The 22,861-nt window shown below is 74.5% G+C and carries 18 protein-coding genes; 8 read left to right on the top strand and 10 right to left on the bottom strand.

The annotated features are described in order from the left end of the window. Positions 1–2 precede the first annotated feature (2 nt). Together ACZ4VL_RS15745 and ACZ4VL_RS15740 are read right to left on the bottom strand one after the other, a co-directional pair. Complete coding sequence (locus tag ACZ4VL_RS15745; protein WP_468199981.1) at positions 3–1,271, bottom strand: GAF domain-containing protein; 1,269 nt, start codon at positions 1,269–1,271, stop codon at positions 3–5. 335 nt (positions 1,272–1,606) lie between these two features. Beyond that, on the bottom strand, positions 1,607–3,268 hold the full coding sequence (locus tag ACZ4VL_RS15740) for an acyl-CoA dehydrogenase family protein (protein WP_468199953.1): 1,662 nt from the start codon (positions 3,266–3,268) through the stop codon (positions 1,607–1,609). A 17-nt stretch (positions 3,269–3,285) separates the two neighbouring features. On the opposite strand from ACZ4VL_RS15740, the gene ACZ4VL_RS15735 reads away from it, so the two are divergent. Further along, complete coding sequence (locus tag ACZ4VL_RS15735; RefSeq protein WP_468199952.1) at positions 3,286–4,419, top strand: YihY/virulence factor BrkB family protein; 1,134 nt, start codon at positions 3,286–3,288, stop codon at positions 4,417–4,419. Between the two features lie 265 nt (positions 4,420–4,684). Then, positions 4,685–5,839 carry a ribosome small subunit-dependent GTPase A gene (gene rsgA / locus ACZ4VL_RS15730; RefSeq protein WP_468199950.1) on the top strand — a complete coding sequence of 385 codons (1,155 nt, stop codon included), beginning with the start codon at positions 4,685–4,687 and terminating at the stop codon, positions 5,837–5,839. Between the two features lie 175 nt (positions 5,840–6,014). Here rsgA and ACZ4VL_RS15725 read toward each other — a convergent pair whose 3' ends face one another. The 3 genes from ACZ4VL_RS15725 to ACZ4VL_RS15715 all read right to left on the bottom strand — a co-directional run bounded on the left by ACZ4VL_RS15725 (position 6,015) and on the right by ACZ4VL_RS15715 (position 8,065). Then, positions 6,015–6,395 (bottom strand): PPOX class F420-dependent oxidoreductase, encoded by a 381-nt coding sequence (locus ACZ4VL_RS15725; protein ID WP_468199949.1) that lies wholly within the window; start codon positions 6,393–6,395, stop codon positions 6,015–6,017. A gap of 182 nt (positions 6,396–6,577) precedes the next feature. Continuing rightward, positions 6,578–7,060 carry a DUF456 domain-containing protein gene (locus ACZ4VL_RS15720; RefSeq protein WP_468199948.1) on the bottom strand — a complete coding sequence of 161 codons (483 nt, stop codon included), beginning with the start codon at positions 7,058–7,060 and terminating at the stop codon, positions 6,578–6,580. 24 nt (positions 7,061–7,084) lie between these two features. Then, entirely contained in the window at positions 7,085–8,065 is a 981-nt protein-coding gene (locus ACZ4VL_RS15715) for a helix-turn-helix domain-containing protein (protein WP_468199947.1), read from the bottom strand. A gap of 331 nt (positions 8,066–8,396) precedes the next feature. Here ACZ4VL_RS15715 and ACZ4VL_RS15710 point away from each other — a divergent pair, with 331 nt between their 5' ends. Both ACZ4VL_RS15710 and ACZ4VL_RS15705 read left to right on the top strand, forming a co-directional pair. Beyond that, positions 8,397–9,989, top strand: coding sequence for a protein phosphatase 2C domain-containing protein (locus tag ACZ4VL_RS15710; protein ID WP_468199945.1), 1,593 nt, complete (start codon positions 8,397–8,399; stop codon positions 9,987–9,989). Between the two features lie 550 nt (positions 9,990–10,539). After that, positions 10,540–10,935, top strand: a complete 396-nt coding sequence (locus ACZ4VL_RS15705) for an ATP-binding protein (protein ID WP_468199943.1) — start codon at positions 10,540–10,542, stop codon at positions 10,933–10,935. A 148-nt stretch (positions 10,936–11,083) separates the two neighbouring features. Here the strand turns inward: ACZ4VL_RS15705 and ACZ4VL_RS15700 are convergent, their stop codons facing one another. The 3 genes from ACZ4VL_RS15700 to ACZ4VL_RS15690 form a co-directional block, all read right to left on the bottom strand. Next, positions 11,084–12,151, bottom strand: a complete 1,068-nt coding sequence (locus tag ACZ4VL_RS15700; protein WP_468199942.1) for a DUF2637 domain-containing protein — start codon at positions 12,149–12,151, stop codon at positions 11,084–11,086. A gap of 227 nt (positions 12,152–12,378) precedes the next feature. Beyond that, positions 12,379–13,737 (bottom strand): SMI1/KNR4 family protein, encoded by a 1,359-nt coding sequence (locus ACZ4VL_RS15695; protein WP_468199940.1) that lies wholly within the window; start codon positions 13,735–13,737, stop codon positions 12,379–12,381. 73 nt (positions 13,738–13,810) lie between these two features. Then, positions 13,811–14,680, bottom strand: coding sequence for a (2Fe-2S)-binding protein (locus ACZ4VL_RS15690; protein WP_468199939.1), 870 nt, complete (start codon positions 14,678–14,680; stop codon positions 13,811–13,813). A 134-nt stretch (positions 14,681–14,814) separates the two neighbouring features. On the opposite strand from ACZ4VL_RS15690, the gene ACZ4VL_RS15685 reads away from it, so the two are divergent. After that, positions 14,815–15,489: a GntR family transcriptional regulator gene (locus ACZ4VL_RS15685; protein WP_385849234.1), complete on the top strand. Its 675-nt coding sequence runs from the start codon at positions 14,815–14,817 to the stop codon at positions 15,487–15,489. A gap of 278 nt (positions 15,490–15,767) precedes the next feature. Here the strand turns inward: ACZ4VL_RS15685 and ACZ4VL_RS15680 are convergent, their stop codons facing one another. Beyond that, the gene (locus ACZ4VL_RS15680) at positions 15,768–16,547 is read right to left on the bottom strand and encodes a hypothetical protein (RefSeq protein WP_468199937.1); all 780 of its coding nucleotides are present in this window, start codon (positions 16,545–16,547) and stop codon (positions 15,768–15,770) included. A gap of 169 nt (positions 16,548–16,716) precedes the next feature. Continuing rightward, positions 16,717–18,405 carry a PucR family transcriptional regulator gene (locus ACZ4VL_RS15675; RefSeq protein ID WP_468199935.1) on the bottom strand — a complete coding sequence of 563 codons (1,689 nt, stop codon included), beginning with the start codon at positions 18,403–18,405 and terminating at the stop codon, positions 16,717–16,719. Positions 18,406–18,658: 253 nt separating this feature from the next. Here ACZ4VL_RS15675 and ACZ4VL_RS15670 point away from each other — a divergent pair, with 253 nt between their 5' ends. Genes ACZ4VL_RS15670 through pucD form a run of 3 tightly spaced genes read left to right on the top strand, consistent with a single transcriptional unit; the run spans position 18,659 to position 22,562 of the window. Then, positions 18,659–19,552 carry an FAD binding domain-containing protein gene (locus tag ACZ4VL_RS15670; protein WP_468199933.1) on the top strand — a complete coding sequence of 298 codons (894 nt, stop codon included), beginning with the start codon at positions 18,659–18,661 and terminating at the stop codon, positions 19,550–19,552. 2 nt (positions 19,553–19,554) lie between these two features. Next, on the top strand, positions 19,555–20,157 hold the full coding sequence (locus ACZ4VL_RS15665; RefSeq protein WP_468199932.1) for a (2Fe-2S)-binding protein: 603 nt from the start codon (positions 19,555–19,557) through the stop codon (positions 20,155–20,157). Positions 20,158–20,159: 2 nt separating this feature from the next. Continuing rightward, positions 20,160–22,562 carry a xanthine dehydrogenase subunit D gene (gene pucD, locus ACZ4VL_RS15660; RefSeq protein ID WP_468199930.1) on the top strand — a complete coding sequence of 801 codons (2,403 nt, stop codon included), beginning with the start codon at positions 20,160–20,162 and terminating at the stop codon, positions 22,560–22,562. Positions 22,563–22,861 lie beyond the last annotated feature (299 nt).

The following is a 22,861-nucleotide window of genomic DNA, read 5'->3' as shown; positions in this document are numbered from 1 at the left end:
CGTCAGGGAACCACGCCGGACCCCGAACGGCCCAGGCGGGCCCTCACCACCGCCGGCGCGGTGGAGTGCGGCAGCAGCCCCGCCGGGTCCGCGGGCCGGACCAGCTCCACCTCCACGTCCTCCGCGAACCGGTACGGGCGGTGGGCCAGCACCCCCGCCAGGTGCCGCCGCACCCGCGACAGCTCCGCCCGGACCGTCACCGTCCGCGTCGGGTCCCCGAACAGCTCCTCCGACAGCTCGGCCGCCGTCCGCCCCCGCGGGCTCTGCGCCAGCAGGAACAGCAGCTCGGCGTGGCGCGGGCTCAGCTCCAGCGACCAGCTCCCGGCGGCCCCGTACACCGTCGCCGTCCACACCCGGGGCCGGCTCAGGTCCAGCACCACCCGGCCCGCCGCCGCCCCGACCGGCGGCGCCTCCGCGACCCGCAGCAGCCAGCCGCCCGGCAGCGGCTCCACCGCGCACTGCCCGAGCTGCGGCAGCCACCCCCGGCCCGGCCCGAACCCCTTCGGCAGCGGGATCCGCTCGGGCGGGGCGAAACCGGTCACCGCCGCCGTCCAGCCGTGCGGGTCCACCACCGCCGCCCGCGCCGGGTGCAGCCGGGCCAGCAGCGGCGCCGCCACCGCCCGCAGCCGTTCCAACGACTCCAGGTGCCGCACCCGCAGCTCCCGCTCCGCGAGCCGGGCCACCGAGCTCACCCAGGCCAGGGTGGCCGGGTGCATCGTGGCCAGCGGGCCGCTCACGTCCACCACGCCCAGCAGCCGCCCGTCCCGCGGATCGTGCAGCGGAGCCCCGGCGCAGGTCCAGTCGTGGTGACTGGAGACGAAGTGCTCCGCCGAGAACACCTGGACGGGCCGCCGCGCCACCAGGGCGGTGCCCACCCCGTTGGTGCCGACCACCGCCTCGTCCCAGTCGGCGCCCACCCCGAAGCCGAGCCGGTCCGCCGCCCGCAGGATCGGCGCGGCCCCCTCCCGCCACAGCAGCCGCCCGTCCGCGTCGGCGACGACCATGATGTGCAGGGTCGTGTCCAGCGCCGGCAACAGCCCCTCGCGCAGCACCGGCAGTATCTCCCGCAGCGGCGACCCCTGCCGCCGCTCCTCCGTCTCGGACGCCGACAGCAGCCGCGAGCGGTGGTCCCGGTCCGGGTGCACCCCGCGCTCCAGCATCCGGCGCCAGGACTCCGCGATCTCCGGGCGCGGCAGCGCCGGCGGGCGCTCCCCGGCCAGCGCGGCCGCCCGCACCCCCTTGAGCAGCCGCGTCGCCTCCCGCGGCTCCATGGCCGAGATGCGCGCCACATCGACCGTGCTTCCTGCGGTGTCGGCCACCGGAACCTCCCCGTGCGGAACAGGACGTACGAGGGAACCCGCCCGGGTCGGCCCGGGCGCGCGCTTCCCCTCGCACACCCGGCGGACGGTTCCGTCTCAGAGGGTTGCAACGGTATGCAACTCTCGCCAAGTCCCGGTCACCCGACCGAAACTGTCCGCACGCCGTGAGCGGCGTGACAGCTCCTCCTCGGGGCTTTCGGGCCAGCGGTGGTGCCGAGTCGGCGCGGCGCCACCCTGGTCCGGTCAACGGGTCCGGATCCCGGCGGCGGCGTGGTTTGGGGACCCGCCTATCCCGTGATCCGCGCCCGTTCCACCAGCGCCCCCAGGTCCAGGGTGTGCGGCAGCGTGCCGAAGGCCCCGCCCCGGTCCCCGCCCAGCCGTCCCGCGCAGAACGCGTCCGCCACTTCCGGCGGGGCCCACCGCACCAGCAGCGACGCCTGCAGCACCAGCGCCATGCGCTCCGCCACCCGCCGCGCCCGGGCCTCGATGCCCGTCAGGTCCGCCAGCTCCGTCAGCAGCCCCCGGACCGCCGCGTCCAGCCGGTGGTCGGCGCCGCTGGCCTGCCCGATCTCCCGCAGGAAGGCGTCCAGCGCCTGCGGCTCGCGCCGCAGCACCCGCAGCACGTCCAGGGCCTGGACGTTGCCCGAGCCCGCCCAGATCGAGTTCAGCGGGGACTCGCGCAGCAGCCGCGGCAGCCCGGACCCCTCCAGGTAGCCGCTGCCGCCCAGGCACTCCAGGGCCTCCGCCACCATCGGCGTGCAGCGCTTGGTCACCCAGTACTTCGCGACGGGTACCGCGATGCGCAGGAAGGCCCGCTCCCGGTCGGTGTCCGCGTCGCAGGCGGCGGCCAGCCGCAGGGCGAGGGTGGTCGCCGCCTCCGACTCCAGGGCCAGGTCGGCGAGGACGTTGCGCATCAGCGGCTGCTCGACGAGCGGCGCTCCGAAAACAGAGCGGTGCTCCGCATGGTGGACGGCCCGGGTCAGCGCCTGCCGCATCAACGCCGCCGACCCGAGCACGCAGTCCAGCCGGGCCGCCGCCACCGTCCCCATGACGGTCCGCACCCCGCGCCCCTCCTCACCGACCCGGCGCGCCCACGCCCCGTCGAACTCGACCTCCGCCGACGCGTTCGACCGGTTGCCGAGCTTGTCCTCCAGCCGCCGGACCGCGAAGGCGTTGCGCGTCCCGTCCGGCAGCACCCGCGGTACCAGGAAGCAGGTCAGGCCGCCCCGCCCCGCCCCGGCCGCCGCCCGCGCCAGCACCAGGAACCCGTCCGACATCGGCGCCGAGCAGAACGCCTTGTGCCCGGTCAGCTCGTACGCGCCGGACCCTCCGCCCAGCGGCCGCGCCGCCGTCGTGATCGCCCGGACGTCACTGCCGGCCTGCTGCTCCGTCATCGCCAGGCCGAGGAGCGCGCCCGCCTTCCGCGCGGCCGGCCGGAGCCCCTGCTCGTACACGTGCGAGGTCAGCCGCGGCTCCCATTCGGCGGCCAGTTCCGGCTCCGCCCGCAGCGCCGGCACCGCCGCGTGCGTCATCGACACCGGGCAGCCGTGCCCCGCCTCGGCCTGCGTCCACACGAGGAACCCGGCCGCCCGCCGCAGGTGCCCGGCCGGCCGGGTCCGGGCGTCGGTGAGCCCGGCGCCCACCGCGTGCCCCAGCAGCCGGTGCCAGGCCGGGTGGAACTCCACCTCGTCGATCCGGTTCCCGTCCGGGTCGTGGGTGCGCAGCCGCGGCGGGTCCTCGTCGGCCTGCCGGGCCCATTCCCGGACCTCCGCGGACCCCGCGGCCCGCCCCAGCTCCGAGAGCTCCCCGCGCACGTCGGCGAGCAGTCCGGGCGGTGCGTCGCCCAGATGACGCTCCACGTTCTCGGTGAGGACCCGGTCGCCGGCGTAGACGTCGTGTCCCACCAGGGGAGGAGCCTGATTCGTCACGGTGTGGGTGGTGGCTGCCATGCGGATACCGTAAGGACGTGCAGCCAGCAGAAGAAACTCCCGGGCGGGTCCCCGGGCGACTCCACCGGGCCCGAGCCCTCTACCGCAACGTCTCCAAGCGCAGGATGGCGTGGCTGCTCCTCAAGGACACCGTGAACTCGTGCATCGAGTACCGGATCCTGGGGCTGGCCGCGGAGGCGGCGTTCTTCACGCTGCTGTCCCTCCCGCCGCTCTTCCTCGGCCTCCTCGGCGTCCTCGGCTACGTCGACGGCTGGACCGGCGGCACCTTCGTGGCCTCCATCGAGGAGAACATCCTCCGCGCCGTCGGCACGGTCCTCTCCGACCGGGGCGTCCAGGAGATCGCGAGACCGATGCTGGACGACGTGACCTCGCGCGGCCGCCCCGACATCATCTCCCTCGGCTTCGCCTTCGCCCTGTGGTCCGGGTCGCGCGCCGTCAACGTCTTCATCGACACCATCACCGTCATGTACGGGCTCGACGGCCACCGCGGCATCGTCAAGACCCGGCTGCTGGCCTTCCTGCTGTACGTGATCGCCCTGATGATCGGCGCGGTCGTGCTGCCGCTGATGGTGGCCGGACCGGACGCCGTCGTGCGGTTGCTGCCCTGGAGCACGGAAGTGATCGCCGTGCTGTACTGGCCCACCGTCACCCTGCTGTCCATCGTCTTCCTCACCACCCTCTACCACGTGTCCGTGCCCGTGCGCTCGCCGTGGATCGAGGACGTCCCCGGTGCGCTCGTCGCGCTCGCCATGTGGGTGCTCGGCTCGTTCCTGCTGCGGCTCTACCTCATCAACACGGTCGAGGGCCCCACCATCTACGGATCGCTGGCCGCCCCCGTCGCCGTGCTCCTGTGGATCGGCGTCTCCGCCTTCGCGGTCCTCGTCGGCGCCGCCGTGAACGCCGCCATCGACCGGGTGTGGCCGTCCGTGGCGACCGCCGCCGCCCGCGAGGCCAACGAGCGGGCCCGCGAGGCGGAGGCCGCCCAACTCGTCGCGCGGGCCGCCGCCTGGCGGGCACTGGCCGAAGGAGAGTCCGAGGACGAGGACGACGAGGACGGCGACGGGGACGCCGGCACCCCCTCCGAGTTCCCCGAACGCTGGTCGAACTTCCTTCCCCCGGAGGACTACACGGCCCGCCTGCGCAAGCACTGACCCGGCCGGTGAACCGCGGCGGAAAAACAATTGGTGCCGCCGCGCGCGCACTTGCTACGGTGGATCCGTCCTCGCCGAACGGTGCGGGGTCGATCGAGCGTTACCCGAGCGGGAGGTGAGTCCATTGATGACTGTCACTGCGCAGAGTGCTGTCCGCACTCAGAAGACCATCAATGCCACTCCCGTGGCCTCCGGCTGACCTCACACCCTCTTTCGCGCGCCACAGGCGCATGCGAGGCCGGGGCCACCCTGTGAAGGGTTCCCCTTGACGCTCTCCTCCTTTGCTTCCGCTTCTGCTTCTTCTCCGGCTGCTGCCGTTTCCCCGATCGCCTCGGGACCCTCGGACTCCTCCGCGCTGACCACCCTCGGCTGGGACGCGGCCTGGGAGGCCGAGTTCGCCCCGTACGCCGCCCAGGGCCTGCTGCCCGGCCGCGTCGTCCGGGTCGACCGCGGCCAGTGCGACCTCGCGACCGCCGAAGGCACCGTCCGCGCGGACACCGCCTTCGTCACCCCGCACGACCCGCTGCGCGTCATCTGCACCGGCGACTGGGCCGCGGTGGAGCCGGCCGGGAACCCGCGGTACGTCAAGGCCTACCTGCCGCGCCGCACCGCGTTCGTCCGCTCCACCTCCTCGCAGCGCTCCGAGGGGCAGATCCTCGCCGCCAACGTCGACCACGCGATCATCGCGGTCTCCCTCGCCGTCGAACTCGACCTCGGCCGCATCGAGCGGTTCCTGGCCCTGGCCTGGGAGTCGGGCGCGCAGCCGCTCGTCGTCCTGACCAAGGCCGACCTCGTACCCGACCCGACCGCGCTGGCCTACCTGGTCCAGGACGTGGAGACCGCGGCGCCCGGCGTCCAGGTCCTCACCGTCTCCTCCCACACCGGGGAGGGCACGGACGTCCTCGCGGCGATCGTCGCCGACGGTACGAGCGTGCTGCTCGGCATCTCCGGCGCAGGCAAGTCCACCCTGGCCAACGCCCTGCTCGGGGCCGACGTCATGGAGGTCCAGGCCACCCGCGACGTGGACGGCAAGGGCCGCCACACCACCACCACCCGCAACCTGCTCGCCCTGCCGGGCGGGGGCGTGCTGATCGACACGCCGGGGCTGCGCGGCGTGGGCCTGTGGGACGCCGGGACCGGCGTCGGACAGGTCTTCTCCGAGATCGAGGAGTACGCCGCCGACTGCCGCTTCCACGACTGCGCCCACGAGGCGGAGCCGGGCTGCGCGGTGCAGGCGGCCCTCGACGCCGGGGAGCTGCCGCTGCGCCGCCTGGAGAGCTACCGCAAGCTGGTCCGGGAGAACCAGCGGATCGTGGCCAAGACGGACGCACGGCTGCGCGCCGAGATCCGCCGCGACTGGCGCAGCAAGGCGGCCGAGGGCCGCGCCAACTACGCGGCCAAGCGGGGCCGGAACGCCTGACCGGCAGCCGGCCGCGCCCGGTCCGACGCGGCCCGGGTGCGGGCGGGCCGGGGGGGGGGGGGGGGGGGGGGGGGGGGGGGGGGGGGGGGGGGGGGGGGGGTTTCTTCCCCCCCCCCCCCCCCCCTCTGCCGCCGCCCCACCCCGTCCGGCTCGTCCGTCCCGCCCGGCCCGTGTCTCACGGGCCGTCGAGGCCCCAGGCGAGGACCCGGTCCGGGTGGATCCGGATGACCTCCGGGCTGAAGTGGGCGCCCAGGGCGTGCGGTCCGACCTCCAGCGTGGCGCGGCCACGGATCTCGATGCCGCGGACCCGCCACGGCCGGGTGCTCACCAGGTCGTCGACGACCAGCGCCAGCCGCGGGTTCCCCTGCAGGTTCCGCCACTTCTTCGTCGTCCCCATGGCGAGGCCGCCGACCAGGATCGTGCCGTCCTCCTGGGGGAAGAACCCGACCGGATTGGCCTGCGGCTGGCCCTTCGCGTCCACCGTCGCCAGCCGGCCCAGCGGCTGCGACCGGAGGTACGTCAGCTCCGCCTCGCTGAAACCCTCGAACTCCCTCATACGCACACGGTCCCGCATCCCGGTCGGCGCCGCATCGGACCGCAGGCCGGTACGGGACCCGTACGGGAACTAGGTCCTCGGTCCCGGCCCGGCGCGCGGCGCGTCGGCCGCGCTTCCGGACGCCCGTACCCCGTCCCTCGTACCCCCGTCCGGCCCTTCGGCCGGCCGGGGGTACGGGAGCGTCAGCCCGACAGCACCATCCCCACCCACGCCCCCACCACCATCAGACAGGCCAGCAGCTCCACCAGCACGCTCGTCCCCACTGCCCGCATCACCGCCCGCACCGACGCCCACGCCTCGCCGTGCGTGCCCCACCGCATCCGCTCGCACAGGTAGATGCCGCCGACGAAGCCCGGGACCGCGCCCACCACCGGCAGCAGCACGAAGCCGAGCAGCGCGCCCACCCCCGCGTACACCGCCATCCGGCGGGACGCCCCGACCCCCTGGAGCCGGCGCGGCGGCAGTTGCCACTTGACCACCTGCACCACCAGCAGCAGGGCCGTCGCCGAGACCAGCAGCGACCACGCCGCCGCCGACCGCTCCCGCAGCGCCCACCACATCACCCCGGCCCAGACGAGCAAGGTTCCGGGAACACCGGGGACCAGCACCCCGGCCACCCCGAGCAGCAGCACCAGCCCCACCAGGAGCAGCTGTGGCAGATCCACATGCTCAGCGTGCCCGACCAGGGGCTACCGGGCCACCCAGCCCCGCTCCCGTGCGTGCCAGCCGAGCTGGAGCCGGGTCGTCACCCCGGCCAGCTCCATCAGCCCCTTGACCCGCCGCTGCACCGTCCGCAACCCCAGCTCCAGGTGCTTGGCCACGCTCGCGTCGGTCAGCCCGGCCAGCAGCAGCGTCAGGATCTCCAGGTCCGTGGCGTCCGGCACGCCGCCCGACTCCTCCGCCGCCCCCGTCGTGCCGAGCCGCAGCGGCACCGCCTCCCGCCACACCGCCTCGAACAGGCCGGTCAGCGAGTCGAGCAGCCCCGACGCGTGCACCACCAGCGCCGTCGGCTCCGCCCCGCGCGCCGTCAGCGGGACCATCGCCAGGGACCGGTCCGCGATCACCAGCTTCGTCGGGACCCGGTCCGTGACCCGTACCTGCTCCCCTCGCGCCAGCGCCGTCGACGCCTCCCGGATCCCCGTCGGCCCGCCCAGCACGTCCTGGTCGACCACCACGCGGAACACCACCCCCCGCGCGGCGGCGGCCCGCTCCTCCTCCTCGTTGTCGGCCGCCGTCACCGCGTGCGGCCGGCCCGTGACCAGCGCGCACACCTCCTGCGCCGCCCCCAGCTGGAGCTGCCGGAACCGGTGCGCCACCGCGCTCGCGCCCGTCACCACCTCCAGCAGGTCGTGCACCGTCGACTCGGCCGCTTCCCCCCGGTACTCCTGCGCGAGCAGCGCCGCCGACAGCTCCGCCTGCTCCAGCTCGCTGCGCTGCCGCGCCAGCAGCGCCGCCAGCGCCACCCCCGGCGGGGCCGCCACCCAGCGGCCCGGCCGGGCCGAGGACTGCGCGGCCAGGCCGTGCCGTTCCAGATGGCGCAGCGCCCGCTCGGTCTGCGGCACCGGCAGCGCCAGCCGGTGCGCGAGGTCCGGCACCTCCGACGCCCCCAGCGCCACCAGCGCGCGGTACGCCGCCTCCTGGCCCTCGTCGAGCCCTATCGCCGTCAGCAAATCCGTCCACCCCCACCTCGCGGCACACCGCCCCTGGCGGGAAGCGGCCACGGCGCAAACCCGCCGCGGACATCATCGCCGTATGCCCGGCCGCAGCACCAACACCCTTAGGTCGAACGCAACTTGTGCGACGGTTGCCCGGATATCTCCGGGAGGGGCGGATGCACCCGATTTCGCGAGCGGGAGCGGGGCCCGCGTCAGGCCGGGCGGGCGTCCGACCGGGTGATCGTACGGGTGTGCGGAATTCGGCGAGCTGCGCGAAAGAAACGGAAGGGACCCCATTTCGTGTATTCCGCGTTTTCTGCGGCAGCGGGGGGCCGAGAATAGCGGCATGAGTCAGCAGGGCACGGACGACTGGTGGCAGAGGCTGTACGAGGACCCCGACGCGGGCCCGGCCCCCGACCCGGGGGACACCCTCGAAAGCCGCTACGACTCGGCGGCCTCCGTGACCGCCCCGCTGCCCCCGCCCGCACCGGTCGCGGCGCCGCCCGGAGTACCGCCGCAGCCCGGGCCGCCTGACGCGCCGGCCCCGCAGGACGTGCCGTCCCGGGCGGACGGTGTCGTGCCGCGCCAGCCGGTCAGCCCGGACGCCCGCCGGGACGCGGCGGCCGGTCCGGGGGCGGCCCCGTACGCCCCGAGGGACGTGCAGCCGGTGGCGCCCGCGGACGCCACCGCGCCCGGGGCCGGAGTGCCGGAGCCGGACGGGCCGGTGGGGGTCGGGGGGTACGGTGCGGCGCCGTGGGCCGGGCCGGGGCTGCCCCGGCCGCGGGATCCGCGCGAGGGCGGGACGACCGGGTACGGGCTGGGGGACGTGACCGTGCCGCCCGTCCTGGCCGAGGAGGGCACGCCCCCGCCGCCGCCCGCGCCCCCGCAGCCCGCACCGGAACCCGCGCGGGCACCCGCCCCGCCCGCCCCCGTTGCCCAGCCCGCCCCGGTCGCCCAGCCCGCCCCGGTCGCCCCGCCCGTGCCACCCGCCCCGCAGGCTCCGCCGCCGTCCGGGCGGCCCGAGGTGCGCCACCTCGGGGACCGGGCGCCCACGTACGCCCCCGAGCCCGGCGCACTGCCCCTCGCCGACCCCGCCGCGCTCGACGCCCTCGTCCCGGACACCGTCCTCGAAGGCGCCCGCCACGGGATCTGCACCCTGCGCGCCGCCTCGGTCCGCGGGGACTCCGCCCGCTACCGCGGCGAGGCCCGCCGGGACGTCCTGCTCACCGCCCGCTTCGGCACCGGTGACGACGCCCTCGTCCTGGTGGTCCTCGCCGGCGGCGACCGTGCCGCCCCGGCGGCCGCCGACGCCGCCGCGGAACTGTGCCAGTGGATCGGCGCCGCCGTCGGCCGCAGCCAGTCGCGGCTGGCCGACGACATCCGCTCCGGACGCCGCGACGCCCTCCGCTCCGGGCTCCAGCGGCTCACCGACCGCGGCTACGGGCGGCTGCGGGCCCGGGCCGCCGAACTCGGCCACCCGGAGGACGCGTACACCGCCGGGATGCGCGCCCTGCTCCTGCCCATCGACCCCGAATGCCGCACCCGCGTCTGCTTCGGCGCCGGCGCCGGCGGGCTGTTCCGGCTCCGCTCCGGTGTGTGGCAGGACCTGGAGACCGCCGAGCCGCCGCCCGCACCCGCGCCGGCCGCCCGGCCCGACGGTGACCCCGACCCCGACCCCGACCCCGGCCCAGACCTCGGGCTCGACCCGGGGCCCGGCTTCCGGTTCCGTGCGGCCGTCGCCCGTCCCGGCGACACCCTGCTGCTCTGCTCCGGCGGCCTGGCCGAGCCGATGCGTGAGGAGGAGCTGCTGCCCGCCGAGCTCGCGGCCCGCTGGTCCGACGGGGAACCGCCCGGCCTGGCCGCGTTCCTGGCCGACACGCAGCTGCGCGTCAAGGGGTACGCCGACGACCGCACGGCCGCGGCGGTCTGGGAGTCGTAAAGCGCATTCGCGTCCCGGTGACCCGGCCGCGCGGAACCGAGGGGAGATTTCCTCGCCCTCCTGCAGTACGGCCCGACCGTCAAAGTAGTCCTGTTCGGTGACGCGCCACGCGGAACGGGCGCATGGGGAATGCCGCTTTCCGGCCGTTTTCCGGACGGGACCCCGGACCGGGGCCGGACCGGTTCCGGAGCGGCCCCGTCCTCGTGGGCGGGGTGACCGGCCCCGGGCCACCGTACGTTCCACCGGGGACCGGCCCCGCGACGGTGGCCGGATTCGGACCTTCCGACGGGGCGTCGATGGTCGGCGGCGGAGCGGCCGGAAGATCGGGATGGCCGGATCCCCGCGCTGCGACGTGATGAGGACGGGAGCCCGCAGGAGTGCGGAAAACCCCCGCGGGCATGCATTCCGTAGACCTGTTCGAGATCCAGGGATACGGGGGAGGGGCATCGCCGTGCGGGTGGAGGCGAAGACCGGGAAGCAGCGGCGCAGAGGGCGGCCCCTCCAACGGGAGCCGTCCGCCGCGGAGCCGGCAGAGGGCAAGGAGGCGGCCATGGAGCTGCGGCGCAGTGTGCGCCGTGCCGATCTCAGAGCCGTCGGCGAGGTCCGCAGGGCCCTCAGGGAGCTGATGCGGCACCGCTGCCGGGCCGACACCGCCGAGGCGGCCGAACTCCTGGCCACCGAGATCGTCACCAACGCCCTCGTCCACACCGACCAGGGCGCCGAGGTGTCCGCCCGCCTCTGTGCGGGCCGGCTCCGGGTGGAGGTCCGCGACCACGCCGCGGGCCGGCCCCCGCGCCCGTACGTACCGGCCGCCGACGACGGTACGCACGGGCGGGGGCTCGTGCTGGTGCAGGCGCTCGCCGACGCCTGGGGCGTGGACCCGGCGGGCGCGTCGGCGGCGGGGAAGGTGGTGTGGTTCGAACTGCACGGCGTCGCCGAGGCCTGAACGACCTGAGCCACCTGCACGACTGGCACGCCTTGCGCGACGTGAACGGTTCGAACGTCGAAGGGCCCGCCTTGACCAGGCGGGCCCTTCGGGTGACCGGCCCCGCGCCCGGCGACGGGCGGGCGGGACCGGTGGTATGGCAGGACCGTCAGCCGAACTGCTGTTCCAGGTCCTTGAGTTTGCGTTCCAGGGAGTCGAGCCGCGGGATCGTCTGGGTGTCGTCCTCGGCGGTCAGGTCGACCGTGCGCGGGCCGGACACGTCACCGAGGTCCGACCCGGTCACGGCCTGCAGGGAGAGGTGTCGGCGCGGGGAGGGCAGCTGTCCCGGATCCGCTATGGCCGGCTCCGCGCCGACCGGCGCGGAGCCCGTCGCGGAGGCCAGCCCCGCCATGTCCACCTGGCGCCCGCGCGAGCGCCCGAACACGAACGTCCGGTTCTGTCGGCCCAACGCCTTCAGCCGGGCCCGGTTCAGCCGGTTCTGGTCCCGCCTGCGGTGGCGGTCCAGTTCCTTCTCCCGCTTGTCCTCGCGCACTTCCTCGACGGCCTCGTCCAGGGTGCGGACGCCCTCCAGCAGCATCAGTGACCATGCGCCGAACGTCTCGCGCGGTGCCCGCAGCCAGCGGACCATGCGGATCTGCGGCAGCGGTCGCGGGATCAGGCCCTGCTCGCGCAGGGCGGCCCGGCGGGTCTGCTTGAGGGCCCGGTCGAAGAGGACGGCGGCCGAGAGCGACATGCCGGCGAAGAAGTGGGGCGCCCCGTCGTGGCCGATGCCGCGCGGCGCGTGCACCCAGTTGAACCAGGCCGCCGCGCCCGCGAACAGCCAGACCAGCATGCGGGAGCCGAGGGCGGCGTCACCGTGGCTCGCCTCGCGCACGGCGAGCACCGAGCAGAACATCGCGGCGCCGTCGAGGCCGAAGGGGACCAGGTACTCCCAGCCCCCGGAGAGGTTCAGGTTCTGCCGGCCGAAGCCGACCAGCCCGTGGAAGGAGAGGGCGGCGGCCACCGCCGCACAGCAGAACAACAGGACGTAGGAGGCGGTTCCGTAGACGGCTTCCTTGCGTCGCCGCCGTTCCTCGCTGCGCTCCCAGGAGTCCTCGTTCGCCGCCTTCTCGCTCTCCCGCTTGCCCCGGGCCAGTACCGCAACTGCCGCAAGTACGCCCAGGATCAACAGGCTGCCGGGCAGCAGCCAGTCCAGCGATATGTCGGTCAGTCTCATGCGGATGTCCCTCGCCTTTGCATCGACTTGCGGCCTACCGGGGCCATGGTGGCGCAGGAGATCGGCTCGGCATGCGGGTTTCGGGGCAAGTGGACGCCATCGGGGTGCGCGGCCCGCCGGATAGGGTGTTGTCGCTCGAACTCCCGCCCGTATGGCGGGAGTTGTGTTCGATTAGCGTCAGTCGGACGGGTGGGTTGGCGCGCGAGCCGCTTGACGGGGACCGGCGGCTACGCCTCGGGGAGGAGGGCTCCTTCGAGGACGGTCTCGTCGATCCGGGGCCGGTCCCAGAGGGCGAGCAGCTCGTTGGCGACGGCCACCACGGTCCGCCGGTCCTGCCCCTCTTCCCTGACGGCGGCGGCCGACAGGGTGCGCGGTACGGCGCCGGCGTCCAGGAGGGTGCGCCATTCCTGCGGGCCGAGTGCCAGGAACTCCAGCCCGGTGAGCCCCGCGATCTCCAGGGGGTCGGCGAGCGTGCCGGGGGCGGCGGTGAGAGTACGCAGACGGGGCAGCCCGGTGACGGGGGCGAGGCCGAACGGGGCGCCGTCCCCGGCGCCGACGGTCAGGACTTCGAGGGCGGGATGGGCTGCCGCCCGGACGGTCGGCAGGCCGGCGCCGCCGACCTCGGCCACGACCGGAAGATCCTCGTGGCGGGCCCGGGGCCGCTCCCTGTCGCGGCCCAGGACCAGGTCGGTGAAGGAGTCGGCGACGAGTTCGGCGCCGAGGCTCTGCTCGTGGTCGACCAGGACGACCTGCCCGAGGTACCCGCCCGGGCCGGGAGTCAGGTCGACGGCGATCTCGTCGCCGCCGTTGCTGCCGAAGACGATCCAGCCGGGCGAGCCGGCCAGGCCCTGCACCGCGGCGTCGGGCGCGGTGCAGAGCCCCTTCGTCGCCCCGAACTCCCAGCGGGAATGACGGATCGCCGGGTGGGCGGCGTACAACTCGTCCAGGGCGCAGACCTCGTAGCCGACCGCCTCGGAGGCCCGGTCCAGCTCGTGGAAGTCGCTCCTGTCCTCCCCCTGCACCCGGGTCACCCGGTAGAACACCTTCAGCTCGTCCGGGAGGGTGACGCCCAGCCGGGCCTCGGCCGCGGCGATCTCCTCCTCCGTCGCTCCGACGGCGCCCGGGAGCTCCTCGCGGAGCGTGCGCTCCAGCAGCTCCAGGTCGGCCGAGGGGGCCGGAGCCGCCCCCGGCACCGGGTCGGGGAGGCGGCGCCAGGGCTCGGGCACGGAGCCGTCGACCAGGACGAGCACGCCGAGGTCCGGGTAGCCGACGGCGGCTTCCACGGCCGGGCAGGGCCAGACCAGGCGGAGGGCGGTCCGCCCGGTCGGCGTGATCTCCGCCGAGAACGCGACCTCCTCGACACCGCCGCGCGCGAGCGCCCGCTGGACGTGCTCCACCGCCGCCGGCCTCTGCGCGGACATCCCTCCCGGCAGCCACAGGCTCCAGCCGTGCCGGCCGATGCGTCCCGCCACGCGGGCGGACCCGTCGGGACGGATCTCCGGGTGGCCGGCGAGCAGGAGTCGCAGCACCGGATCCCAGGGGGCGAAGTCGTACAGCGAGGACAGCGGGGGCCTGGGGTCGATCATCCGCCGACCGTACGCGCCACCACTGACATCCGACGGTGCCGGGGTCCTGTGGATGCCGTCGGACGGCGGGCGCTCAGCCGGTCGCGGCGGCGGCGCGGGCCGTGAGGCGGGTGACCCGGTCCACGTCACAGGTCCGGGGGCAGGTCACGCAGGTCTCCTCGGGCCGGATCGTGTAGAAGAGGCAGCAGCTGACCCGGTCCCGGGTCGCCAGCGGCTCGCCGTCCGGGCCCGCCAGCGTACGGAATCCGGCGCCCCCGGTGTACGGGGCCGTCGCACCGGGCAGCAGGGTCTGCAGCTCGGCGATGGCCCGCGGCTCCTCGTCGAGGAGCTTCGCCGCATACCACAGGCCCGCCACCAGGGAGTCCGTCGCCAGGCCCCACAGGGCGCGCTGCCTGCGCCGGGTGCGCGGGCCGAAGCCGTCCAGCACCGGTCCGAGGTGCTGCGCCACCGCAGCGCGCACCTCGGCCCGCAGGGCCTCCCCGTCGGACACGACCCGGGCCCCGGGGAGGACCGCCGCCGGATCGTCCGGCAGGCAGGCGAAGGACTCGGCGCGGACGCTGATCCGCCCGAGGGGTCGGTGGACGGCCACGTCCGCCGGGCCGAACCGGGGCACCCGGCGGTCGAGGAACCACGGAACGGTGGTCAACAGGCACGCGCGCCACGCGTACCGGTGCAGGCCGAAGGTGGCGACGACGTCGGGGCGCGCCTCACGCCCGTAGTCCGTCAGGACCTGGGCCCTGTCCCAGGCCAGGAACGCGTCCAGGGCCGGGCCGCCCGCCGCGAGCTCGTCCGCGCCGATCCACCCCGCGCCGCGGGGGGCGGGTTGGTGCGCGGCGCGCTCCTCCACCCGCAGGCCCTCGTACGCCGCCGTCAGCCGTGCGTACGCGTCCGCCAGCGGGGAGGCGGGGGGCGCGAGGACGGGGGCGAGGGCGGGCGCGGGCATGCGGCATCACCGATCAGAGGGTCGTGATCGACATAGGTAAGCCTTACCTTAGCCGATCCGGGGCCGTCTGTATCCACACTTCCCGGACGGATTCAACTATTCTCCCGACAGGCCGAGACCCACAGGAGGACCGAGTGCACAAAGCGGCCCGTGTCGGGGTGTCGGCTCTGATCCCGACCCAGAAGGTACTGCGCCACTCCGTACGCGGACAGGTGCTGGAGGCGCTGCGCGCCGCGCTGGTCGACGGCGAACTGGTACCCGGAGAGATCTACTCCGGGCCGGTACTCGGGGAACGCTTCGGCGTCTCCGCGACGCCGGTGCGCGAGGCGATGCAGCAGCTCGCCCTCGAAGGGGCCGTGGAGTGCCTGCCGAACCGCGGCTTCAGGGTCCTGGAGAGGACCCCGCGGGCGCTCGCCGAGCTGGCCGAGGTACGGGCGCTGATCGAGGTGCCGGTGATGCTGCGGCTGGCCCGTACGGTCCCGGCCGGGACCTGGTCCGCCCTGCAGCCGGCCGCCGCCGCCACGGCGGCCGCCGCCGCTGCCGGGGACCTGGCCGGCTACGCGGACGCCGACCGGGCCTTCCACCGGGAAGTGCTGGCCCTGGACGGCAACGACCAGCTGGTCCAGGTCGCGGAGGAGCTCCACCGGCGCTCGCAGTGGCCGGTCCCCGGCGCGGCACGGGTGCGCCGGGCGGACCTGGTCGCGGACGCGGCGGAGCACTCGGCGCTGCTGGAGGCGTTGATCGCGGGCAACCTGCCGGTGGTCGAGTCCCTGGTCCGGGAACACTTCGCCGGCTCGGCCGCCGCCTGACGCCGCCCCTCGCTCGCGCGTCCGTGCGCCACCGTTGCCGGGGGCCGGCCCCCGGGCCCCCGGGCCCCCGCGCCTCAATCGCCGGCGAGGCTGGATCGTCCCGGCGGGGCCGGATTGCCTCGGCTGGGGTGGGGTCCTGTGAGGCTTGCGGGTCGGCCATGCAGCCTCGCCGGCGTTTGCGGCGCGGGTTCGGGCAGAGCCCGGGCTGGGGGCCGGGTTCGGCGGCCCAGCCCCGCCGGCGTTCGAGGCGCGGGGTGCGGGCCGGGCCCGAGGCGGGGTCAGGTGGCTGGGGTCGGGTGGAGTTGGTCGGCGAGCCAGGTCGGGATGCCGCCCAGGAGGCGGAACAGGCGGCGGGCCTCGGCCCGGAGCCGGCTGGCCTCCGGCTCCGGCTCGGCCTCCGCGAGTGCCGCCAGGGCCGGGGCGGTTCCGACCAGGAACCCGAGTTCCTCGCGGATGCGGAGCGACTCCGCGAAGCCCTTGCGGGCCTCCGCGACCTCCCCGTCCCGCAGGGCCAGCGCCGCCAGGTGCCGCCACGTGAACGACAGCAGCAGGGTGTCCCCGTGCGCCGCGGCCCCGGCGTGCGCCCGCCGGTACGCCGGCCGCGCCGACTGCGGGGCGTCCGCCAGGTGCTCCGCGACCAGCCCCCGCCGCAGGTCCAGCAGCGGTCGGGTGCGGGAGTCCGGCGACAGCAGGGCGGCGGCACGGCCCAGCGCCGCCCGTGCCTCGTCCGCACGGTCGCGGACGCCGAGGACCGTGGCCGCGTACGCCAGGTGCCCCCGCTCGCAGGCTGCCGCGCCCCGCTCGTCGTCGTTCGCGGCCACCGCCTCGGCGACGCGCAGCGCGTCCTCCGCCTCGGCCCAGCCCTGCCCGGTGAACAGGCACCGCTCGATCAGCAGCGCGGTGCGCTGCACGGCGGCGCCGGCGTCGTCGTCGACATGCGGGGCCAGCAGGGCCGCCGCATCGGTCCAGCAGCCGCGCGAACGCAGCCGCCATATCGCCCGCTGGAGGGGGTCGTCCCCCCCGGTGGTTCCGGCACCGGACATGGCGGTGTCCGCCACATTGCCCTCCCCAAAGCAACAAGCAGCAAGCACGTCTTCGAGCCCTGGGGCGAAATGAGAGCACGGATCGGCGGGTTCGGCCAAGGGGTCGGGTGAACTCTTTCACAAAGTCCGGACGCCGCGTCAGCACTTTCCGGAACACGCCCCTCCCGCCCGTGCGGCGGAATGCTCAGCTCATGCGCAGGGCCAGGAAGAAGTCGAGCTTGTCCTCCAGCCGCGACAGGTCACGCGACGTCAACTGCTCGATTCGCCCGACCCGGTAGCGCAGCGTGTTGACGTGCAGGTGCAGTCGCGAGGCGCACCGCGTCCACGACCCGTCGCAGTCGAGGAACGCCTCCAGCGTCGGGATGAGCTCGGCCCGGTGCCGGCGGTCGTAGTCGCGCAGCGGGTCCAGCAGCCGCGCGGTGAACGCCCGCCGCACGTCGTCCGGCACGAAGGGCAGCAGCAGGACGTGCGAGGCCAGCTCGTGGTGGCCCGCCGCGCAGACCCGGCCGGGGCGCGCCGCGGCCACCCGGCGGGCGTGCCGCGCCTCCTCCAGCGCCCCGCGCAGCCCCTCGGCGGAGTGCACGGCCGCGCTGACGCCCAGGGTGAGCCGGCCGTCGCCGTCCAGCCCCGCCTGCAGCGGTTCGCGTACGGCGGCCAGCAGCTCGTCGGCGTGCAGGGCGGCGTCCGGGCCCTTGTCCTCGCCCGGTTCCCCGGGGCGGGAGGGCAGCGGCACCAGCGCGATGGCCTCGTCCCCGGTGTGCGCGACGGCGATCCGGTCCGAGGGCTCCGGGCCCGAGGCGGACGGGTCGACGAGGATCTCCTCCAGCAGCGACTGGGCCACCGGGCCGCCGGGGATGTCCCCGCCGTCCCAGTCCACCCGGGCCACGACGACCTGCCAGTGCGGGGCGGCGCCCAGCCCCGGCAGCAGCACGGGGGCCGCCACCCGCAGGCGGGCCGCGATCTCGGCGGGCGCGGCACCCGTCTGGACCAGCTCCAGCACCTCCTGCGCCAGCCGGCGGCGCACCGTGCGGGCCGCGTCGCGCCGGTCCCGCTCGACGGCGATCAGCTGGGTGACGCCCTGCAGCAGGTCCAGCCGCTCGGCGGGCCACTCGCCCGCGTCCGCCTCGACCGCCAGCAGCCAGTCCGACAGCACGCTCTCGCGCACGTCGCGGCTGCCGGGCCCGCCGGGGCCGGCCGGGCCGCGCCCCCCGCTCCTGATCGGGAACAGCGAGTAGGTAATACCCTGGATGGAGATCCGGTGCGGGCCCCTGCGCCCGGTGCGGACCGCCGCGAGGTGCTCGCCGGCCAGAGCCGCACAGATGCCCGGCGCCAGGGGTTCTCCCGCTCCGGCGATCTGCCGGCCCGTGGGGGACAGCACCCAGGCGCGCAGATCGAGGTCGGTGGTGAGCAGATCGAGCACCACGTCCGGCCCGCCGCCCGCGGGGCCCGAGGTCATCAGACGGCGGTGGCGGTCGACGACGGCCGCGAGGTCGCCGGCGCGCTCCCCGGAGACCTGCCGTACGACGTATTCGGTGATCGTGGCGAATGCAACGTCCTCGTTCACGGCGAACAGCGGCAGGCGGTGGTGTGCGCAGGCCGACACGAGATCGTCCGGGATGTCGCCCAGCTCGGCTTCGCCGGCGGCGAGCCCGGCGACGCCCGCGCTCGCGAGGATTCGTACGAACGGCTCGGAGTCGGCCGAATTTCTTCGCCAGGCCAGCCCGGTGAGGACGAGTTCGCCCCCGGTGAGGTATCGGCTGGGATCCCTCAGGTCGGTCGTCATGACGCCGCGGACCGTCCGGTCGAGTTCGTCCTCGCCGCCCAGCAGCCGCAGCCCCAGCGCCTCGGTTTCCAGCAGTGCGCGCAGCCGCATGGTGTCGCCGCCGATCTGTCTCGAATGTTGCCGTTGGAAATCGGGCAGGTCGTTGCATCCTGCCTTTCATACGAATCTACAAGACGAGGGAGGCCGCCAGCCAACTCCTTCATGGTTTCGGTGACTGCACCCGAGGGACACCCGGCTTGTGTACTGGCTCCACACCGCGTTAACACCACGTGAACGACCAGTCGAGGGCCCGTCCGCCTCCTGGCTTGAAGTGAACGACCCGATTACAAGAAGAGAGCCGCGCATGGACTTCCTTCGCCCCGCCAGCTGGGAGGAGGCGCTCGCCGCGAAGGCCGAGTACCCGACAGCTGTGCCGATTGCGGGTGGCACCGACATCATGGTCGAGATCAATTTCGACCACCGCCGTCCGGAGTACCTCCTCGACCTGGGCCGCATCGAGCTGCTGCGGGAGTGGGAGGTCGGCGAGGAGGTCACCAGGCTGGGCGCCTCCGTCCCCTACACCCAGATCATGGAGAACCTGCGGGAAACGCTGCCGGGTCTCGCGCTCGCCTCGCACACGGTCGCGTCCCCGCAGATTCGCAACCGCGGCGGTGTCGGCGGCAACCTCGGTTGCGCCTCGCCCGCCGGCGACTCCCACCCGGCCCTGCTCGCCGCGGGCGCCGAGGTCGAGGTCGAGTCCGTACGCGGCACCCGCATGATCCCGATCGACGAGTTCTACACCGGCGTCAAGCGCAACGCGCTCGCCGCGGACGAGCTCATCAAGACGATCCACGTCAAGAACGCCACCGGCCCGCAGCAGTACTCCAAGGTCGGCACGCGCAACGCCATGGTCATCGCGGTGTGCGCGTTCGGCCTGGCCCTGCACCCGCGGACCCGTACGGTCCGCACCGGCATCGGCTCGGCCGCGCCGACCCCGATCCGGGCCCGGGCCGCAGAGGAGTTCCTCAACGCAGCGCTCGAAGAAGGCGGGTTCTGGGAGTCCGGCAAGGTCATCACCCCGTCGATCGCCAAGCAGTTCGGTGAGCTCGCCTCCGGCGCGTGCAACCCGATCGACGACGTCCGCGGCACGGCGAAGTACCGCCGTCACGCGGTCGGCATCATGGCTCGCCGCCAGCTGGTCTGGACGTGGGAGCAGTACCGCGGCACCAACGGCCGCTCGCTCGAAGGGGCTGCGTAACCATGCGCGTCAATTTCACCGTCAACGGCCGTCCGCAGCAGGCTGACGACGTCTGGGAGGGCGAGTCCCTCCTGTACGTCCTGCGCGAGCGCCTGGGCCTGCCCGGCTCCAAGAACGCCTGCGAGCAGGGCGAGTGCGGTTCCTGCACGGTGCGCCTCGACGGCGTGCCGGTCTGTTCCTGCCTCGTCGCCGCCGGCCAGGTCGAGGGCCGCGACGTCGTGACCGTCGAGGGCCTCGCCGACTTCGCCAGGCAGCGCGAGGAGCACGGCCACTCCTGCGGCACCGGTGCGTGCGGCGGCGGCGCCCAGGGCGTCTCCACCGACGAGGCCCGGCAGTGGACCGCCAAGGGCACCGACTCGCAGACCGGCGAGGGCGTCGAGCTCTCCCCGATCCAGCAGGCGTTCATCGACGCCGGCGCCGTCCAGTGCGGCTTCTGCACCCCGGGCCTGCTGGTCCAGGCCGACGCGCTGCTGGAGAGCAACGCCGACCCGTCCGACCAGGACATCCGTGAGGCCCTCTCCGGCAACCTCTGCCGCTGCACGGGCTACGAGAAGATCCTCGACGCGGTCCGCCTGGCGGCCGCCCGCCAGGGAGAGGCGGTCTGACCATGGCCAACACCCGCACCGCGCCGTCCGGTACGCCGACCAACGTCTCCCAGAAGCACAACCAGGGCGGCATCGGCGAGTCCACGCTCCGCCCGGACGGCACCCTGAAGGTCACCGGCGAGTTCGCGTACTCCTCGGACATGTGGCACGAGGACATGCTGTGGGGCCAGACCCTGCGCAGCCCCGTCGCCCACGCCGAGATCGCGAGCATCGACATCTCCGAGGCGCTGGCCATGCCCGGCGTCTACTCGGTCCTCACCTACGCGGACCTGCCGGCCGCGATGAAGAACTACGGCCTGGAGATCCAGGACACCCCGGTCCTCGCCAACGGCCGCGTACGCCACCACGGCGAGCCCGTCGCCCTCGTGGCCGCCGACCACCCGGAGACGGCCCGCCGCGCCGCCGCCAAGATCAAGATCGACTTTCGGGAGCTGCCGGTCGTCACGGACGAGGCCTCCGCCCTCGCCCCCGACGCCCCGCTGCTCCACCCGGGCCGCGACGACCACCACGCCGGCCACGTCCCGCACCCGAACGTCGTGCACCGCCAGCCGATCGTCCGCGGCGACGTGGAGGAGGCCCGCAAGCGGGCCGACGTGATCGTCGAGGGCGAGTACACCTTCGGCATGCAGGACCAGGCCTTCCTCGGCCCGGAGTCCGGCCTCGCCGTGCCCTCCGAGGACGGCGGCGTCGACCTGTACGTCGCCACCCAGTGGCTGCACTCCGACCTCCGCCAGATCGCCCCCGTCCTCGGCCTGCCCGAGGAGAAGGTCCGCATGACGCTCTCCGGCGTCGGCGGTGCCTTCGGCGGCCGCGAGGACATCTCGATGCAGATCCACGCCTGCCTGCTGGCCCTCGCGACCAACAAGCCGGTCAAGATGGTCTACAACCGCTTCGAGTCCTTCTTCGGCCACGTGCACCGCCACCCGGCCAAGCTGTACTACGAGCACGGCGCCACCAAGGACGGCAAGCTCACGCACCTGAAGTGCCGGATCGTCCTGGACGGCGGCGCCTACGCCTCGGCCTCCCCGGCGGTCGTCGGCAACGCCTCCTCGCTCTCGGTCGGCCCGTACGTCGTCGAGGACGTGGACATCGAGGCCATCGCCCTCTACACGAACAACCCGCCCTGCGGCGCCATGCGCGGCTTCGGCGCCGTCCAGGCCTGCTTCGCGTACGAGGCCCAGATGGACAAGCTCGCGGCCAGGCTCGGCATGGACCCGGTCGAGTTCCGCCAGCTCAACGCCATGGAGCAGGGCACGATCATGCCCACCGGCCAGGTCGTGGACTCCCCGGCACCGGTCGCCGAGCTGCTGCGCCGGGTCAAGGCCCGCCCGCTGCCGCCGGAGCGCCAGTGGGAGTCGGCCGGCGAGAGCGCGGACGTCCGTGCACTGCCCGGCGGCCTGTCGAACACCACCCACGGCGAGGGCGTCGTCCGCGGCGTCGGCTACGCGGTCGGCATCAAGAACGTCGGCTTCTCCGAGGGCTTCGACGACTACTCCACCGCCCGCGTGGTGCTGTCGGTGGTGAACGGCGAGGCCGTCGCGATGGTCCACACGGCCATGGCGGAGGTCGGCCAGGGCGGTGTCACCGTCCACGCGCAGATCGCCCGTACCGAGCTCGGCGTCACCCACGTGACCATCCACCCGGCCGACACGCAGGTCGGCTCCGCCGGTTCCACGTCCGCCTCCCGGCAGACGTACATGACCGGCGGCGCCGTGAAGAACACCTGCGAGGCCGTGCGCGAGAAGGTCCTGGAGATCGGCCGGCGGAAGAACGGCTCCTACCACCCGGCGTGGGCCACCGCCGAGCTGCTCCTCGAAGGCGGCAAGGTCGTCACCGACGGCGGCGAGGTCCTCGCGGACATCGCCGAGCTGCTGGAGGGCGAGGACGCCATCGACGTCGAGCTGGAGTTCCGCCACCGGCCGACCGTCGCCTTCGACCTGGTCACCGGCCAGGGCGACGGCCACGTCCAGTACACCTTCGCCGCCCACCGCGCGGTCGTGGAGGTGGACACGGAGCTCGGCCTGGTCAAGGTCGTCGAGCTGGCCTGCGCCCAGGACGTCGGCAAGGCCCTCAACCCGCTCTCCGTCGTCGGCCAGATCCAGGGCGGCACGACCCAGGGCCTCGGTGTCGCGGTGATGGAGGAGATCATCGTGGACCCGAAGACCGCGAAGGTGCGCAACCCCTCCTTCACGGACTACCTGATCCCGACGATCCTCGACACCCCGAGCATCCCGGTCGACTACCTGGAGCTCGCCGACCCGAACGCGCCGTACGGCCTGCGCGGTCTCGGCGAGGCCCCGACGCTGTCGTCCACCCCGGCCGTCCTCGCGGCGATCCGGGCGGCGACCGGCCTGGAGCTCAACAAGACGCCGATCCGTCCGGAAGCCCTCACCGGCACCCTGTAGGACGGCGTCCTCCGGGGGCCGCGAGGCCCCCGGACCCCAGACCTTCCGGGCGGTGCGACAGCGGAACGTCACACCTTCGGCGAAGCACCGCCCGGAGCACACGGAGTCCGGCACACGGGGACCGCACCGCTCGCGGTCCGCCCCACCGGCAGTACCCCCGAAGAGAAGAAAAGGCGACGCCAGCACCCCGGCACCGTCTCCAGTACCGCAGAACCCCCGCAGTACCCGCAGTACACGCAGTCTGCAATCGCGTCGCCTCGGGCCGTCACCCCGGGTCGTGCAGCCAACGGCATTTCCCA

It is taken from the genome of Streptomyces sp. NPDC029014 (assembly GCF_055564695.1).
The sequence above is the reverse complement of the archived record's forward strand: the minus strand, read 5'-3'. Positions and strand labels throughout refer to the sequence as shown.

Bases quoted from the DNA above. Each gene is read 5' to 3' on its own strand.
- ACZ4VL_RS15695 (WP_468199940.1), bottom strand. From the start codon at position 13,737: ATGATCGACCCCAGGCCCCCGCTGTCCTCGCTGTACGACTTCGCCCCC.
- ACZ4VL_RS15665 (WP_468199932.1), top strand. From the start codon at position 19,555: ATGCGCGTCAATTTCACCGTCAACGGCCGTCCGCAGCAGGCTGACGAC.
- ACZ4VL_RS15690 (WP_468199939.1), bottom strand. From the start codon at position 14,680: ATGCCCGCGCCCGCCCTCGCCCCCGTCCTCGCGCCCCCCGCCTCCCCG.
- ACZ4VL_RS15700 (WP_468199942.1), bottom strand. From the start codon at position 12,151: ATGAGACTGACCGACATATCGCTGGACTGGCTGCTGCCCGGCAGCCTG.
- ACZ4VL_RS15725 (WP_468199949.1), bottom strand. From the start codon at position 6,395: ATGAGGGAGTTCGAGGGTTTCAGCGAGGCGGAGCTGACGTACCTCCGG.
- ACZ4VL_RS15705 (WP_468199943.1), top strand. From the start codon at position 10,540: ATGGAGCTGCGGCGCAGTGTGCGCCGTGCCGATCTCAGAGCCGTCGGC.
- ACZ4VL_RS15675 (WP_468199935.1), bottom strand. From the start codon at position 18,405: ATGCGGCTGCGCGCACTGCTGGAAACCGAGGCGCTGGGGCTGCGGCTG.
- pucD (WP_468199930.1), top strand. From the start codon at position 20,160: ATGGCCAACACCCGCACCGCGCCGTCCGGTACGCCGACCAACGTCTCC.
- ACZ4VL_RS15745 (WP_468199981.1), bottom strand. From the start codon at position 1,271: ATGGAGCCGCGGGAGGCGACGCGGCTGCTCAAGGGGGTGCGGGCGGCC.
- ACZ4VL_RS15710 (WP_468199945.1), top strand. From the start codon at position 8,397: ATGAGTCAGCAGGGCACGGACGACTGGTGGCAGAGGCTGTACGAGGAC.
- ACZ4VL_RS15740 (WP_468199953.1), bottom strand. From the start codon at position 3,268: ATGGCAGCCACCACCCACACCGTGACGAATCAGGCTCCTCCCCTGGTG.
- ACZ4VL_RS15670 (WP_468199933.1), top strand. From the start codon at position 18,659: ATGGACTTCCTTCGCCCCGCCAGCTGGGAGGAGGCGCTCGCCGCGAAG.